The sequence below is a fragment of the Streptomyces sp. NPDC006385 genome (genome assembly GCF_040612485.1).
Taxonomy (GTDB): Bacteria; Actinomycetota; Actinomycetes; order Streptomycetales; family Streptomycetaceae; genus Streptomyces.
On the sequence record NZ_JBEXQG010000047.1, the window covers coordinates 21,570 to 36,771 of the forward strand.

Annotated in this window: 15 protein-coding genes and 2 pseudogenes; 8 read left to right on the plus strand and 9 right to left on the minus strand. The window is 72.2% G+C overall.

Features of this window, described 5'->3' with window-relative positions:
- Positions 1 to 20: 20 nt before the first annotated feature.
- From ABZ078_RS29450 to ABZ078_RS29475, 6 genes are read left to right on the plus strand one after another with little or no spacing between them, the layout of a single operon-like run.
- Entirely contained in the window at positions 21 to 1,361 is a 1,341-nt protein-coding gene (locus ABZ078_RS29450; protein WP_356580175.1) for a Xaa-Pro peptidase family protein, read from the plus strand.
- Entirely contained in the window at positions 1,361 to 2,338 is a 978-nt protein-coding gene (locus ABZ078_RS29455) for a thiamine pyrophosphate-dependent dehydrogenase E1 component subunit alpha (protein WP_356580177.1), read from the plus strand. Before ABZ078_RS29450 ends, ABZ078_RS29455 begins: the two co-directional genes overlap by 1 nt.
- Complete coding sequence (locus ABZ078_RS29460; RefSeq protein WP_356580179.1) at positions 2,326 to 3,309, plus strand: alpha-ketoacid dehydrogenase subunit beta; 984 nt, start codon at positions 2,326 to 2,328, stop codon at positions 3,307 to 3,309. The genes ABZ078_RS29455 and ABZ078_RS29460 overlap by 13 nt, the downstream gene beginning before the upstream one ends.
- Positions 3,310 to 3,331: 22 nt before the next feature.
- The gene (locus ABZ078_RS29465) at positions 3,332 to 4,684 is read left to right on the plus strand and encodes an amidohydrolase family protein (protein ID WP_356580181.1); all 1,353 of its coding nucleotides are present in this window, start codon (positions 3,332 to 3,334) and stop codon (positions 4,682 to 4,684) included.
- Entirely contained in the window at positions 4,681 to 5,556 is an 876-nt protein-coding gene (locus ABZ078_RS29470) for a cupin domain-containing protein (protein WP_356580183.1), read from the plus strand. The genes ABZ078_RS29465 and ABZ078_RS29470 overlap by 4 nt, the downstream gene beginning before the upstream one ends.
- Complete coding sequence (locus tag ABZ078_RS29475; RefSeq protein ID WP_356580185.1) at positions 5,553 to 6,245, plus strand: SDR family oxidoreductase; 693 nt, start codon at positions 5,553 to 5,555, stop codon at positions 6,243 to 6,245. Before ABZ078_RS29470 ends, ABZ078_RS29475 begins: the two co-directional genes overlap by 4 nt.
- A 12-nt stretch (positions 6,246 to 6,257) precedes the next feature.
- Here ABZ078_RS29475 and ABZ078_RS29480 read toward each other — a convergent pair whose 3' ends face one another.
- The 5 genes from ABZ078_RS29480 to ABZ078_RS29500 form a co-directional block, all read right to left on the minus strand.
- Positions 6,258 to 7,064: an SAM-dependent methyltransferase gene (locus tag ABZ078_RS29480; protein ID WP_356580187.1), complete on the minus strand. Its 807-nt coding sequence runs from the start codon at positions 7,062 to 7,064 to the stop codon at positions 6,258 to 6,260.
- 58 nt (positions 7,065 to 7,122) lie between these two features.
- On the minus strand, positions 7,123 to 7,770 hold the full coding sequence (locus ABZ078_RS29485) for an endonuclease (protein WP_356580257.1): 648 nt from the start codon (positions 7,768 to 7,770) through the stop codon (positions 7,123 to 7,125).
- 31 nt (positions 7,771 to 7,801) lie between these two features.
- Positions 7,802 to 8,134, minus strand: coding sequence for a DUF3140 domain-containing protein (locus ABZ078_RS29490; RefSeq protein ID WP_356580189.1), 333 nt, complete (start codon positions 8,132 to 8,134; stop codon positions 7,802 to 7,804).
- A gap of 108 nt (positions 8,135 to 8,242) precedes the next feature.
- On the minus strand, positions 8,243 to 8,725 hold the full coding sequence (locus ABZ078_RS29495; protein WP_356580191.1) for a DNA starvation/stationary phase protection protein: 483 nt from the start codon (positions 8,723 to 8,725) through the stop codon (positions 8,243 to 8,245).
- Between the two features lie 65 nt (positions 8,726 to 8,790).
- Positions 8,791 to 9,609 carry a lysophospholipase gene (locus tag ABZ078_RS29500; protein ID WP_356580192.1) on the minus strand — a complete coding sequence of 273 codons (819 nt, stop codon included), beginning with the start codon at positions 9,607 to 9,609 and terminating at the stop codon, positions 8,791 to 8,793.
- Positions 9,610 to 9,740: 131 nt separating this feature from the next.
- Here ABZ078_RS29500 and ABZ078_RS29505 point away from each other — a divergent pair, with 131 nt between their 5' ends.
- Together ABZ078_RS29505 and ABZ078_RS29510 are read left to right on the plus strand one after the other, a co-directional pair.
- Positions 9,741 to 10,928 carry a thiolase family protein gene (locus ABZ078_RS29505; protein ID WP_356580194.1) on the plus strand — a complete coding sequence of 396 codons (1,188 nt, stop codon included), beginning with the start codon at positions 9,741 to 9,743 and terminating at the stop codon, positions 10,926 to 10,928.
- A gap of 143 nt (positions 10,929 to 11,071) precedes the next feature.
- Positions 11,072 to 11,842 carry a sulfite exporter TauE/SafE family protein gene (locus ABZ078_RS29510; protein WP_356580196.1) on the plus strand — a complete coding sequence of 257 codons (771 nt, stop codon included), beginning with the start codon at positions 11,072 to 11,074 and terminating at the stop codon, positions 11,840 to 11,842.
- On the opposite strand, the gene ABZ078_RS29515 is transcribed toward ABZ078_RS29510, so the two are convergent.
- The 4 genes and pseudogenes from ABZ078_RS29515 to ABZ078_RS29530 form a co-directional block, all read right to left on the minus strand.
- Entirely contained in the window at positions 11,831 to 12,637 is an 807-nt protein-coding gene (locus tag ABZ078_RS29515; RefSeq protein WP_356580198.1) for an HAD-IIA family hydrolase, read from the minus strand. The genes ABZ078_RS29510 and ABZ078_RS29515 overlap by 12 nt on opposite strands.
- Before the next feature lie 34 nt (positions 12,638 to 12,671).
- A pseudogene (locus ABZ078_RS29520) lies at positions 12,672 to 13,919 on the minus strand (hypothetical protein).
- Positions 13,920 to 14,183: 264 nt separating this feature from the next.
- Positions 14,184 to 14,510: pseudogene (locus tag ABZ078_RS29525) on the minus strand (hypothetical protein); the annotation flags it as partial.
- A 28-nt stretch (positions 14,511 to 14,538) separates the two neighbouring features.
- Positions 14,539 to 15,060 (minus strand): DUF309 domain-containing protein, encoded by a 522-nt coding sequence (locus ABZ078_RS29530; RefSeq protein WP_356580200.1) that lies wholly within the window; start codon positions 15,058 to 15,060, stop codon positions 14,539 to 14,541.
- Positions 15,061 to 15,202: the final 142 nt, after the last annotated feature.

Consider the following 15,202-nt stretch of genomic DNA (forward strand, 5'->3'; position numbering starts at 1 on the left):
CCCAAGCGGGGGTGGTCGCCATGGCGATCCGCACATTCGGACCCAACGCCGTCGACTGGGAAGAACGCGTCGACCTGGACAGGCTGCGCGAGCAGCGGCTGGCCCGCCTCGACGAGACCCTGAACCGCTCCGAGCTCGGCGCGCTCCTCAGCTTCGACTTCGCCAACATCCGCTACATGACGGCCACGCACATCGGCACCTGGGCGATGGACAAGCTGATCCGCTTCGCCCTGCTCGTGCGCGGCGGCGAACCGATCGTCTGGGACTTCGGCTCCGCCGCCCGCCACCACCAGCTCTACAACCCGTGGCTCGACTACAGCGACGGCAAGGAGGGCGGCCCGCCCACCGGTGCCCGCGCCGGCATCTCCACGCTGCGCGGCGCCTTCCACCCGGACGCCGGCATCGCCCAGGACGTCGCCGCCAAGATCGCCACCGAGCTGCGCGACCACGGCCTGGCAGGCGAGCCGCTCGGCATCGACGTCGCCGAGATGCCGGTCCTCACCGCCCTGCGCGCCGAGGGCATCGACGTCGTCGACGGACAGCAGGTCTTCCTGGAGGCCCGCCGCATCAAGTCGCCGGACGAGATCTCCCTGCTCACGCAGGCGTGCGCGATGGTGGACGCCGCGTACGAGGAGCTGTACGGACATCTGCGCCCCGGCGTGCGCGAGAACGAGTGCGTCGGTGTCGTCAGCAAGGTCCTGTACGACCTCGGCAGCGAGTACGTCGAGGGCGTCAACGCGATCTCCGGCGAGCGCTGTTCACCCCACCCGCACGTCTACAGCGACCGCCTGATCCGGCCCGGCGACCCCGCCTTCTTCGACATCCTGCACAGCCACCTCGGCTACCGCACCTGCTACTACCGCACCTTCGCCGTCGGCAGCGCCTCCCGCGCCCAGCGCGACGCGTACGTCCGCTGCCGGGAGTACATGGACCAGGCGATCGCCCTCGTCCGACCCGGTGCCACCACCGCCGACATCGTCCAGGTCTGGCCGCGCGCCGAGGAGTTCGGCTTCGCCGACGAGACCGCCGCCTTCGCCCTCCAGTACGGCCACGGCGTCGGCCTGTCGATCTGGGAGAAGCCGATCTTCAGCCGACTGGTCTCCCTCGACCACCCCGAGGTCCTCGAAGAGGGCATGGTGTTCGCCCTGGAGACCTACTGGCCCGCCGCCGACGGCTGGTCCGCCGCCCGTATCGAGGAGGAGCTGGTCGTCACCGCCGACGGCTGCGAGGTCATCACCAAGTTCCCCGCCGAGGAACTGCTCGTGGCCGGCCGCAAGTACTGGACCGTGGGCGGCGAGCTGAACACCCGCCGCGAGTCGCAGTCCCACCTCAACACCCCGCACGGCGACGGGACGCGCTGATGGACCGGGCCGAACTCCTCGCCGCCTACGAGCAGATGGCCGTCATCCGCCGTACGGAGAAGGCCGCCCACGACCTGTTCCTCCAGGGCCTCGTCAAGGGCACCACCCACCTCGCCGCCGGGCAGGAGGCCATCGCCGTCGGCGCGAGCGCCGCCCTGCGCCCCGACGACTACGTCTTCGCCACCTACCGGGGCCACCATCACGCGCTGGCCCGGGGCGCGACCCCCGAGGAGTGCCTCGCCGAGCTGATGAGCCGGGCAACCGGGTTGTGCGGGGCCAAGGGCGGCTCCATGCACCTGACCAAGGCGTCCACCGGCATGCTCGGTTCCTACGCCATCGTCGGCGCCCACCTCCCGATGGCGGCCGGTGCCGCCTGGTCGGCCCGGCTGCGCGGCACCGACCAGGTCGCGGTCGCCTTCTTCGGGGACGGCGCCACCAACATCGGCGCCTTCCACGAGACGCTCAACCTGGCCGCCGTATGGAAGCTGCCGGCGCTGTTCGTCTGCGAGAACAACCTGTACATGGAGTACACGCCGATCGCCGCCGTCACGGCCGTGGCCCGGCCCGCCGCCGACCGGGCACCCGCGTACGGCATCCCGGGCGAGGTGGTGGACGGCAACGACGTCGTCGCCGTCCACGAGACCGTGGCCCGCCTCGCGGGGCGCGCGCGGGCGGGAGACGGGCCCGCGCTGCTGGAGGCGCGGACGTACCGGCACTTCGGGCACAGTCGCGCCGACGCGGCCACCTACCGACCGGCCGAGGAGGTCGAACGGTGGCTCAGGCACGACCCGTTGGACCTGGCGCGCGACCGGCTCGTCGGGCTGGGGGCGGCGCCGGAGACGATCAACGAGGCCGACGAGCGCGCGAGTGCCCTGGTGGCGAGGGCGATCGAGGCCGCGAAGGCCGCCCCGCCGCCCGATCCGGACGAGGCGCTGACCGACGTATGGGCGGACGGAGGTGCGGCGTGGCGGACGTGATCACCTACCGGGAGGCGGTCGCCGAGGGCATCGCGCGGGAGATGCGGCGCGATCCGACCGTGGTGTGCCTGGGCGAGGACATCGGCGAGGCGGGCGGGGTGTTCAAGACGACCGCCGGACTCCTCAAGGAGTTCGGGCCCGAGCGGGTGTGGGACACGCCGATCTCCGAGCAGGCCATCGTGGGCGCGGCGATGGGCGCCGCGATGACCGGGATGCGGCCCGTCGCCGAGGTCATGTTCTCCGACTTCCTGGCCTGCTGCTGGGACTACCTCGCCAACGAGATCCCCAAGGTGCGGTACATGACCGGCGGCCAGGTCACCGTCCCGCTCGTCGTGCGCACCGCCAACGGCGGCGGGCTCGGCTTCGGCGCGCAGCACTCCCAGTCCACCGAGAACTGGGCGTTCACCGTGCCCGGACTGAAGATCGCCGCGCCGGCGACACCCGCCGACGTGATCGGCATGATGGCGGCGGCGATCCGCAGCGACGACCCGGTGGTCTTCTTCGAGCACAAGGGGCTGCTCGCCACCAAGGGCACGCCCCCACCGCCGGATCACGTCGTCGAGCTGGGCCGCGCCGCCGTCGTCCGCGAGGGCGCCGACGTCACCCTCGTGGCCCTCGCCTCGATGGTGCCGCTCGCGCTGACGGCCGCCGAGGTGCTGTCCGGCGAGGATGGCATCGAGGCCGAGGTCGTCGATCTGCGCTGCCTGGTGCCGTTGGACGTGAGCACCGTGCTCGCCTCGCTCGGCCGGACCTCCCGGCTCGTCGCCGTGGAGGAGAACCCGTACCAGGGCGGCTGGGGCGGCACCCTCGTCTCGGCAGTCGCCGACGAGGGCTTCGGCCTGCTGGACGCGCCGGTCAGGCGGGTGGCGGGGGAGTGCGTCCCGCTGCCGTTCGCCGACGCGCTGGAGGAGCGGGTGATCCCCACCGTCGAGAAGGTCCTGGCGGCCGTACGCGGCCTCGCCGCCTACTGAACACCCCAAGGGAGGAAGGGCGATGACCAATCGGATACTCCTGCGCGGCGGTCACGTGCTGTCGATGGACCCCGGCGTCGGGGACCTGCCCGAGGGCGACGTCCTCATCGAGGACGGCCGGATCGCGGCGGTGGACCGGGAGATCGGCGCCGACGCCGAGGTGCTCGACATGACCGGCCGTATCGTGATCCCCGGCTTCGTGGACACCCACCGGCACACCTGGGAGGCGCCGATCCGCAATGTCGCCCCCGACGCCACCCTGGACGACTACTTCGTCGACATCCTCGACACCTTCGCCCCGCTGTACACCCCCGAGGACGTGTACGCGGGCAACCTCGCCGGCTCCCTGGAGTGCCTGAACGCCGGCATCACGACCCTCGTCGACTGGTCCCACATCAACAACACGCCCGAACACCCGGACGCGGCGATCCAGGCGCTCACGGAGACCGGCATCCGCGCCCAGTACGCGTACGGCAGTGCCAACACCTCGCTCGCCGACTACTGGTTCGACAGCAAGATCGCCGTCCCCGGCGACGACGTACGCCGGATCCGCGACACCTACTTCTCCTCCGACAGCGGCCTGCTGACCATGGCCCTCGCCACCCGCGGCCCCGGCTTCTGCACCCACGACGTCGTCACCGCCGAATGGGCCCTCGCCCGCGAGCTCGGCATCCCGGTCACCGTGCACGTGGCGATGGGGCGGCTCGCCGGTCGCTTCGGCATGGTCAAGCAGCTGGACGACCTCGGTCTGCTCGGCCCCGACACCACCTACGTCCACTGCTGCTACCTCCACGAGGACGAGTGGCGGATGGTCGCCGACAGCGGCGGCACGGTCTCGATCGCGCCGCAGGTCGAGGCGCAGATGGGGCACGGCTGGCCGCCCGTGATGAAGGCCATCGAGTACGGGCTGCGGCCGTCCCTGAGCATCGATGTCGTCACCACCGTGCCCGGCGACATGTTCACCCAGATCCGCGCGGCCTTCGGCGCCGAGCGCGCCCGGGTCAACGCCGACTGCTGGAAGGCCAACCTGCCCGTGCCGGACACGATGCTGACGGCACGTCAGATGCTGGAGATCGCCACACGCAACGGCGCACACGTCGCGGGCGTCGAGGACCGCACCGGCTCGCTGACTCCCGGCAAGCGCGCCGACGTCGTGGCGATCGACGCCACCGCGCTGAATGTCGCCCCGGTGCACGACGCGGCCGCCGCGGTGACGCTCTCGGCCGACGTCTCCAACGTCGACACCGTCATCGTCGACGGTGTCATCCGCAAGCGCGACGGCAGACTGACGGCCGACCTCGACCGCGCCCGGCGCCTGGTCGAGGAGTCCCGCGACCGGCTGCTCGCGGCGAAGGAGGCGAGGAGCGCGGCATGACCCGACACCTGGTGCGCCGGACCGCCGACGCCCCTGAGCCGCCGTACGACGGACTCGGGTACCGGCGGCGGACGTTGGTCGGCGAGGACGAGGGCAGCGTGCACACCGGCTTCGGCCTGTGCGGGATACGGCCCGACGGCCGGGTAGCGGCCCATGTGCACTCGTACGAGGAGAGCTTCCATGTGCTCTACGGGGCTGTGATCCTCGATGTGCCCGAAGGGTCGTACCTTCTCGAAGAGGGCGACTACGGCCTGCTCCCCACCGGCGTCCCGCACGCCTGGCGCGGCGCCGGGGACAGCGCCGGCCGCTGGGCCGACATGCTCGCCCCGGTGCCGCGGGCCCGCTACGGGTACGACACCCAGCCGGTGCCCGCGCTGCCCGAGCGCGACCCCGTCCGCATCGATGTCCGCGACCCGCGCACCCGGTCGTTCGGCCACTTCGAGCCCGTGCAGATGGATCCCGGCAAGCAGGCGCAGGAGCTGCTCGCGGTGTCGGCGAGCATGCGGACCGCGCTGCTCGTGTACAGCGGGATCACCGTGAAGATGATGGTCGACGGCGACCTCGGCGCGGTCGCCTCCACCATGTTCATGGTGCGGTACGCGCCGGACGGCGTCGCCGGCACGCACGATCACCCCTTCGAGGAGACGTACCTGTTCCTCGAAGGGCAGGCGGACGCGGTGTTCGACGGCGAACGGTACCGGCTGGGTCCCGGCGACTGCGCCTGGGCGGGCGCCGGTTGCGTGCACGGCTTCGCCAACGCCGGTCAGGGGCCGTTGCGTTGGCTGGAGACCCAGGCGCCGCAGCCGCCGTCGCGCCACTCCTACCGGTTCACCCGGGACTGGGAGTACCTGAGGGAGGCCCTGGGGTCATGAGCAGTGTGCTCGTCGTGGGCGGGACGTCCGGGATCGGCCGCGAGTTCGCCCGCTTCCGCGTGGAGCGGGGCGACCAGGTGGTCCTCACCGGCCGGAGCGCGGATCGCGCCGACTCGGTGGCCACCGAGGTCGGCGCCCTTGAAGGCATCCCCCTCGACCTCTCGCGCCCCAGGGAGATCGCCGCCGCGCTGGCCGGCGTCGGGCGCGTCGACCACCTGGTGATCGCGGGCATCGCCCGGGACGACAACCGGGTCACCGACTACGACATCGAGGCGGCCCTGCGTCTGGTCACGCTCAAACTCGTCGGTTACACCGAGGTCGTGCACGCCCTGCGGGAACGGCTGCACGACGAGAGCGCGATCGTGCTGTTCGGCGGTCAGGCCAAGGAACGCCCGTACGTGGGGGCGACGACGGTGGCGACCGTCAACGCGGGCGTGGGCGGCCTGGTGAACACCCTCGCCGTCGAGCTGGCGCCCGTACGGGTCAACGCGGTGCACCCCGGCGTCGTCGGCGACAGCCCCTACTGGCTGGGCAAACCCGAGGAGGTGCGGGCGGGACTGCGCGCCAGAACTCCCACCGGGCGGCTCGCCACGATGGCCGACGTCGTGGACGCGGTGGACTTCCTGTTGCGCAACCGGTCGGTGAACGCCGTCGAACTCGCGGTGGACGGCGGGTGGTTGCTCGGCTGAGCGAGGTGCGGGTCAGCGCTTGAGACCGACCGCGCCGTACAGCGACACGGGCTCCAACTTCTCCCCGTCCCCGCCCGCCGCGGGGCGCCAGTCCGACAGGGAGACGATCCCCGGTTCCATCAGCTCAAGTCCCTTGAAGAACCGGCCCATTTCGGTGTGCGAACGCGCCACGAGCGTCACCCCGCTCGCCGTGTAGGCCGCGATGCCACGGTTGACGTTCTCCGGGTCGAAGTCCGCCGTCATCGCCGACAGCACCAGACAGCTGCCGGGGGCGAGCGCGCCCACCAGCGTGTCCACCAGCTCGTGGGCGCCGTCGTCGTCCGCGATGAAGTGCAGGAGCGCGATCAGCGACAGGGCGACCGGCCGGTCGAGGTCGAGGACGGACGCGGCCCTTTCGAGTATCAGCTCCGGCTCGCGCGCGTCGACCTGGACATACTCGGTCATCCCCTCCGGGGTGCCGTGCAGCAGGGCCGCCGCGTGGGCGAGCACGATCGGGTCGTTGTCGACGTACACCACGCGCGCGTCCGGGACGGCGGACTGGGCGATCTGATGCAGGTTGGGCTCGGTCGGGATGCCGGAACCGATGTCCAGGAACTGGCGGATGCCCGTCTCCTGGACGATCGCGCGCGTGGCCCGTTCCATGAACCGGCGGTTGGCCCGCGCATGCCGCGGAGCGTCCCCCTGCAGCGCGGTGATCCGCCGCCCGAGCTCCTCGTCGACGGGGTAGTTGTCCTTGCCGCCGAGGAACCAGTCGTACACCCGCGCCGGATGCGGCCGGCTCGTGTCGATGCGCGGTACGGCCGGCTCGGTCCCGGTCACGCGGGTCTCCCTCTGCTCGACGACGGCGTACGGCGTTTGTGCGAGCAGTCTGTCACGATCATGCGGCCCGGCGGAGGCTGTCTTCGGCCACCTCCTTGTCGAGCGAGGCCCGCACCAACGCGGCGGCCAGCACGGCCGGTTCGGTGTCCGCGGCCAGGTCGACCAGCCGGTCCGGGTCCTCGGGCAGGCCGAGTCGGCGCGCCCCCGAGAGCGCCTTGTCGTCCAGGTAGGGCGCCACTTCCGGCCAGACCCGCTGGGCCTCGCGCAGGAAGATGTCGGCGCCGGCCGGTCCCATGCCGGGGAACTCCCGCAGCAGGCGGCGCAGTTCGTCGACGTCGCCGTCCGCCTCCTTCCGCAGCCGCCGCAGGTCGCCGCCCCACCGGTCGTTCAACAGCTCGGCTCCGTCGCCGAGTTGGGTCGCGGTGCGCTCGTCGTAGCGCCGGTAGCCGCCCCGGCCCAGGGCGTCCACCCGCTCCTGCCAGTCGGCGGCGGCCATGCGGCGCGGATCGCGCAGCCCCGCCTCGTACAGTTCGCGGGCACTGTCGACGGCGATGGAGCCGCGGATCCGCGCGCTGAGCAGATGCGCCAGCACCAGCAGCCGGTACAGCGGCTGCGGGGTGTCCTTCAGCGGGATGCCCGCCTCCTCGGCGAACGTCTTCCCGTGCGCCCGCACGAGCTCCTGCACGACGCGCTCGTCCTTGCTCATGACGCGGCTCATGACGCGCCCTTCTCCCGGCTCACGGCTTCAGCGGGTCGTGGCCGATCGTCATCAACTGATGCCTGCGGCGGGTCTGTTCGGGCTCGGGCTCGTTCTCCACGTCCGCCTCGGCGGTGACGGTGTCCACGACGTCGTACATCACCTGGATGTCGTCGTCCGTGAGATCCGTGCGGCGCTTCTGGAGGATGGCGAGGACGTGCTGCCCGGTGTCCGTGCCGGCCTGGTCCGGCAGCGGCTCGGTGTTCTCGCCGGCGTCACTGACGCGCAGCCAGGCGGCCAGTTCCTGCGAGGTCATGTTCACCGCGCGGTGGAAGTTCTCCCACAGCGCGTCGAGTTCGAGGGCGTCGGTCACGGTGTGCCCCTTCTCTCCGAATGCGGGTGTTCGCGTACGGCGTGCGGTTCTCGGCGTACGGACGGGTGGTTCTCGGCGTACGGCGTGTGGCCTTCGCGTACGGCCGTGTCACTCGTCGCGCGGCCAGTTCTCGGCGTCGAACATCCAGCGCTGCTTCTCCAGGTCGCTGGTGATGCCGATCAGCAGGTCCTGCGTCACCGGGTCCGCCTCGGCGGTCGTGTCGATGCGTTCGCGCAGCCGCTCGACGGCCGTCCCCAACGCGTCCACGATCAGCTGGACGACCTCCGTGTCGCGCACCCACCCCTCCTTGGGGCCGGGCAGCGTGTAGGCCGCGGCGATGGTCTCCGGACGGCCGTCGGGCGGCAGGCCGAGCGCCGAGGAGCGCTCCGCGACCGTGTCGGCGTGCGTACGGGCCAACGACACGACCTCGTCGAGCTGAAGATGGATCGAGCGGAACCGCGGGCCCACGATGTTCCAGTGCGCCTGCTTCCCGATCAACGAGAGCCCGAGAAGATCGACGAGAGTGCTCTGCAGGGCGTCCCCGGCGACTCGGCGAGCCGGCTCGGGGAGCGTGCTCTTGACCACGGTCATATCGAGCTCCTCCTTCTGGCTTGGTCGATGTCGGCGCGGGTGCCCCGGCGGAACGGGTGCAAACGTCACGCGTCTCGGAGTGTGAACACGCCGTCCAGGAAGCGGATGAGGTCCGCGAACACCTCCGCCTTGTTCGTCTCGTGGAACACCTCGTGCCGGGCTCCCGGATAGACGCGCTCGGTCAGCTCGTCCCCGCGCAGCTCCTGGATGCCGACGCGGCTGCCGGTGAGCGGGACCAGCCGGTCGTCGTCGCCGTGCAGCCACAGCAGTGGCACGGGCCCGATGGCACCGCCCTTGGACACGGTGTCCAGCATCCGGGCGAACGCCTCCACGGTCGGCCGTTTCATCGGACCGTGCCAGACCAGCGGATCCGCCGCGTACGCCGCACCCACCTCCGGGTCGCGGGAGAGGGCGGCCGGGCTGACGGGGGTGTCGGGGATCTCGTCCAGGGCGAGCAGCCGCCGGGGCAGTTCCCAGTCGCCGATCACCGGCCCGGACAGCACCAGGGCGGCGAGCCCGTCCCCGTGGAGCTGCGTGTGGCGGGCCGCGATCAGGCCGCCCATGGAGTGCCCGATCAGGACGACCGGCACCCGCGGATGCGTGGCCCTGGCCAGTCCCGCGACGGCGTGCACATCGGCGACCACCTCCTCGAAGTCCTCGATCACCACGCGCTCACCCGCCGACCGGCCGTGCCCGACGTGATCGGGTCCGAACACCGACGCCCCGTGCGCCACGAGGACCTCCGCCACCTCGGCGTACCGCCCGACGTGCTCTCCGTAGCCGTGGATCACGAGCGCGAGGTACCGGGGGCGCCGGTTGGGCCATTCGCGTACGACGACGGACCCCCGGCTTCCGTCGAGTACATGCTCGCGGGTGTCGCCCATGGCCCCTCCGGCTGCGTCGGTGGACGGTTCCCGGGGATCTTCCCAGGGCGCGGTGCCTCGGTCTATAGTCCAAAACTAGCGATGCTAATTAAGACGGTGCCGATCCATACCGCCCGGTCAGGAGACCTGTCGTGCGTCCCGTTCACTTCGCGGCCGCCCGCCGCACCCCCATCGGCAAACTGCGCGGAGCGCTGTCGTCGGTACGGCCCGACGATCTCGCCGCGACCGTGATCCGCGGCCTCGTCGCCGACGTGCCCGCGCTGGACCCGGCCCGCATCGACGACGTCTACTGGGGCGCCGCCAACCAGGCCGGCGAGGACAACCGCAACGTCGCCCGCATGGCCGCGCTGCTCGCCGGCCTGCCCGAGTCGGTCCCCGGCGCCACGGTCAACCGTCTGTGCGCCTCCGGCCTCGAAGCCGTCACCGCCGCCGCCCGCACCATCGCCGCGGGCGAGGCCGACATCGTGCTCGCCGGCGGTTCCGAGTCCATGAGCCGCGCGCCCTTCGTCCTGCCCCGCCCCGACGAGGCGCTGCCCCACCGCATCGAGACCGCCGACACCCGGCTCGGCTGGCGCCTGGTCAACCCGGCGATGAAGGACCTGCACGGCCTGCTCTCCATGGGCGAGACGGCCGAGGAGGTCGCCCAGCGCCACGGAATCCCGCGCGAGCGGCAGGACGAGTTCGCGCTGCGCAGCCACCGACGCGCCGCCGACGCCCGCAAGAACGGCCACTTCGACGACGAACTCCTGCCGGTCGAGCGCCCCGACGGCGTGCTGGTCGACAGCGACGAGTGCATCCGCGAGGACACCTCGTACGAGAAGCTGGCCCGGCTGAAGCCGGTGTTCCAGGAGGGCGGCAGCGTCACGGCGGGCAACGCCTCACCGATGAACGACGGCGCCGCCGGACTGCTCCTGGTCAGCGAGGAGGCCCTGAACGAACTGGGCCTGGAGTCCCTGGGCCGCTATGTCGCCGGCGCCTCGGCCGGCGTCCACCCCGACGTGATGGGCATCGGGCCGGTCCCCGCCACCCGCAGGGTGCTGGCCCGCGCCGACTGGACGGTCGGCGACATCCAGGAGGCCGAGTTCAACGAGGCGTTCGCGGCGCAGGCCCTCGCGTGCGTGGACGAACTCGGCATCGACCCCGACCTGGTCAACGCGAGCGGCGGCGCGATCGCGCTGGGCCACCCGCTGGGCTGCTCCGGTGCCCGCATCCTCACGACGCTGCTGCACCGCATGCGGCGCACGGGCGCGGAGCGGGGGCTGGCGACCATGTGCGTGGGCGTCGGACAGGGGAGCGCGGTCCTGGTGGAGCGGCACTAGCCACCGGCCGTCTCGTCAGCGGCACTGGGCACCGGCCGACTCGTCAGCGGCACCGGGCACCGACCCGACCCGGCGCGGCGTCTCCCGACTGGCGAGACGGTCCTTACCGGCACCTGATGTCCGCACATACCATCGGTCTCCGCATGGACACGATGACTCTGTGGCACCTCACCGGCGGGGAGTTCGCCGCGCTCGCCTTCGCGGCCCTGCTCGTCGGCTTCTCCAAGACAGCCGTCAGCGGGGCCAACACGGTCAGCCTCGCGATCTTCGCCGCCGTACTGCCCGCCCGCGCCTCCACCGGCATCCTGCTCCCGATCCTGATCGCCGGGGACGTACTGGCCGTCCTCACCTACCGCCGGCACGCCCACTGGCCCACGCTGTGGCGGCTGTTCCCCGCCGTCGCGGCCGGCGTCGTCCTCGGCACCCTGTTCCTGATGTGGGCGGACGACGGGATCGTCCGGACGTCGATCGGCGCGATCCTGCTGATGATGGCGGCGGTCACCGTGTGGCGCCGCCGTACGGCGGACAAGGAGGAGGAACCGGACTCGGTCACCACCCGGGCCGGCCGGATCAAGGCCCGCTCGTACGGCGTCCTGGGCGGCTTCACCACGATGGTCGCCAACGCGGGCGGCCCGGTGATGTCGATGTACTTGCTGTCGGCCGGCTTCCGCAAGCTCGGCTTCCTGGGGACCTCGGCCTTCTTCTTCCTGATCGTCAACGTCTCCAAGGTGCCCTTCAGCGCCGGCCTCGGCCTCATCGACGGCCCTTCGCTGCTGCTCGACGCGGCGCTCGTGGTCTTCGTCGTACCTGGCGCGTTGATCGGCAAATGGGCGGTGAACCGGATCAACCAGCGGCTGTTCGAGCAACTCGTCATCGCGGCGACGGTCGTGGGCGGCGTCCAGCTACTGCTCTGACCCCCGCAGTCGCCCCAACAGGGCGGGCAGGTCGGCGAAGGAGTCGATCACATGGTCGGGGCTGCCGCTCGCCGCCCGATGCGTCTCCGGCAGATACTTGCCGGTCCTGACCAGCACGCCCGTGACACCGGCCCGCTGCGCCGCCAGCACATCGGACTCGATGTCGTCCCCGACCATCACCGCCTCGCCCGCACCGGCGCCCACATGCGCCAGCGCCGCCTCGAAGAACGCGGCCGACGGCTTCCCCGTGATCTCCGCCTCGACCCGCGCCGCCTGCTCCAGACCGACCAGGAACGCGCCGGCATCGAGCTGCAACCCCTGGTCCGTACGCCAGTACAGATTCCGGTGCATGGCCACCAGCCGCGCCCCGCGCCGCACCTGCCCGAAGGCCCGGTTGAGCGCCGCGTAGTCGAACTCGGGCCCGGCGCCCCCGACGACCACGACGTCCGCGGCGGCATCGCCCTCGTCCCCGCCGACGACGGTCACCCCGCCCAGGTCCTCCGCGATGTCCCCGCTGTTCAGCAGCGCACACCGCGCACCCGGCCAGTGCTCGGCGAGATACGCGGCGGTGACGGCGGGCGCCGTCAGGATGTCCTCGGCGGACACCGGGAACCCCGCCTCCGCCAGCACCCGGGCGATCGACGCCCGGGTCCGCGACGTCGTGTTCGTGACCAGCGCGACCCCGAGACCGGCCGCGCGGATCTCCCGCAGCGCCTCGACGGCACCGGGCAGCGGCTGCCACGACACGGTGAGGACCCCGTCGATGTCGATCAGAGCCGCCCGCACGGATGCCATACCAGGACGATAGCGACCGATCCGGCCGGACCGCTCAGGGAGCGATCCCGACACCCTCGATCCTGCTCCACGCCCGCTCCTGACCCGCGGTCATGGCCGGCCACCGCAGCCCACCCGGCCGCGGCTCGACACGCGAGGCGTACGGCGAGGGGCTGAACGCCGGGTCGTAGAAGCAGCCGGTGCCGTAGGCGCGGTCGAACGCCGCGCACGAGGCCGCGACCGACCGGGCCGTCGGCCGCTCACCGGTCCGCACCCACGCGTCCAGCGCCGCCACGGAGGTAGCGTACTCGGCGTCGCTCAGCTCGCTGTGCTCGTGCTCCCGGGTGAACGTCCGCACCAGCCGCCCGGCCCGGCCGGCCCCCCGCAGCGTGTCCCGGTACGCCGCCTCGTGCTCCACGAACGCCGTCGGATCGTCGATCGCGTGCAGGGTCAGCACCGGGATCGAGACCTTGCCCGTGAGATCGCTGTCGTAGGACAGATCCCGTACGGCCGTCGGGTCCGCGGCGAAGCGCTCGACACCGGCGTTGAGCGCCGCGTCGTCATGCGAACCGGAGTACCGGACGTGCTGGTTGCCGAACGGGTTCCGCCCCCCCGAGGCGGTCGCGCACGATGTCCCGGAAGGGGCCGGAAGGTGAAGGTCGCGAACCGCAGATGCGACTCCAGCGTGCGCTCCGGGATCCTGGTGGCGGCCAGGATGCCGTCGAGATTGCGCTGCTGGGTTGCCGCAGTAGTCAGTAGTACTGGTAGACGACCCGCAGATCGACGCGGTAGTCATAGCCCCGCGAACCGCCGGCGAGGACGCCGTTGGTGAGCAGCGCCCCGTCGCACGCCCCCCCGCCGCCCGCCGTAGGTCTCGACGACCTTCGCGGCGACGTTCCCGCCCCACGACTGACCGTGCGCATACGTCCGCCGCGGCTCGCCGAACGCCCCGACGAACAGCCGCCGCACGCTCTCGGTGTCGGCGGCGGCCATCCGCGTCCTCCCGTAGCCGCCTCGGCGGTACGACGAACCCGCCCAGGCGTAGCCCTCCTTCACCATCACCGACCAGCGGCCCAGATCGTCGAGGCTGCGGGCCGGGTCGGAGCCCGCACCGAGATAGGGACCGCCGTGGGCGTGCGCGACGAGGGAGCCGTTCCAGTCGGCGGGCACGGCCATCGCGTAATACGCGCCGTTGGAGTCACGGTCCGGTGTAGCAACTGGCCTGCCCGGCCAAGTCGGCCGGGCACTCGGCACGCGCCGGTCCCGCCGTCTGCCCCCGGGCGTTCGAGGCGCCGACGAGGATGCCGACGGTGAGGGCCCCGGCCAGCACGGCGGCCAGCGTCCTGCGCCGCTGCGGGGCCGCTGGGACAGACCTGCGGATCACTGCGTGCGTTCTCGTCCAGTCCAAGGCGCTGCTCCTCGTCCTCGCCGGCGCGTCGTCGAGCCGTGCGCCGCGATGCTAGGGAGGGACGGGGAGCGGAACCACGGTCTGATTCGTTGTGTTCATAGTGTTCTCGGTGTTCTCGGTGTTCTCGCAGCCGGTCCTCCGGGCGCCCCCACCGCTCCTCTACCGCCCCTTCGGGTTCCGGCGCGGCAGACACGTGTCCATGATCCAGCCCTTGCGCTCCCATGCCTCCGCGTGTAGCCGCTCGATGCGGGGCGCGGTCTCGGCGATCAGCCGCGCGTAGACCCCGGCACGGGTGCCGCGCCAGTCCCCCGACGGCGGGGGAGTACGCCGCACCCGCCGCCGACCGGTCCCGCTCCGGGTTCCGGGCCGGGTTCCGGGCCGCCACGACCCGGTACGTCTCCTCCGGTAGGCGCGCGTCCATAGGCGCGCGTCCAGCAGGTCCCGGCGCAGCAGCGTGAGGTCGGCTGCCACCTCGCCCTGGTCGAGGAACGAAGAACACGCCCGTGCCGGCCTGCTACGCCCGCCCTCGCAGCCTCGGCGCCCGCCCTCGCGCGTCCGCGGCCTCGCCGCTCTCCTCCACGACACCGGCCAGCTCCCGCCCCCAAGCGACCACGCCCGCGAGATCGATCCCGTACGGCCGCGTCTCCCCGGCGCCCGATGCCCACTCCTCCACGGCCCCCGCTCCTCGCCGCAGCAGCCTGGCCCCGCCCGTCACATTGCCCCGGGCCGCGTGGGTGAGCCCCACCGTGAGCTGGGCCAGCCCCCGCCACAGGGCCTGCTCCTCGGGCGGACCCGTCTTCCAGGCGTCCTCGAAGACCTCGTGCGCATGGAACGGCTTGCCCTCGTCCAGCAGTTGCTGCGCCTCGGCGACGGTCTGCTCCGGGGTGCGTACGACGCCCTCGGGCTGACGGGCGACGCCGTCCGCGCCGTACGGGAGGGGCCGCCCCAGACCGTCCCGCGGCCGGGCGTTGCGCGCCCGGCCCTCGCTGTCCCGGTCCCGTGCGCCGGCCTGCCGTCCTGACGATGTGGTGCCCATACACCGATTGTCCATTGCCCCGCCCCTGCGCCCTGCCCTTGCCCCTGCCCTTGCCCCTGTTCCTGCCCGGGGCCTGTGGGCTGCGGGACGCCTTCTTCGGCACGACCGCCGACGTGGGGTAAAGTGCTGTTCGCGCGATCAC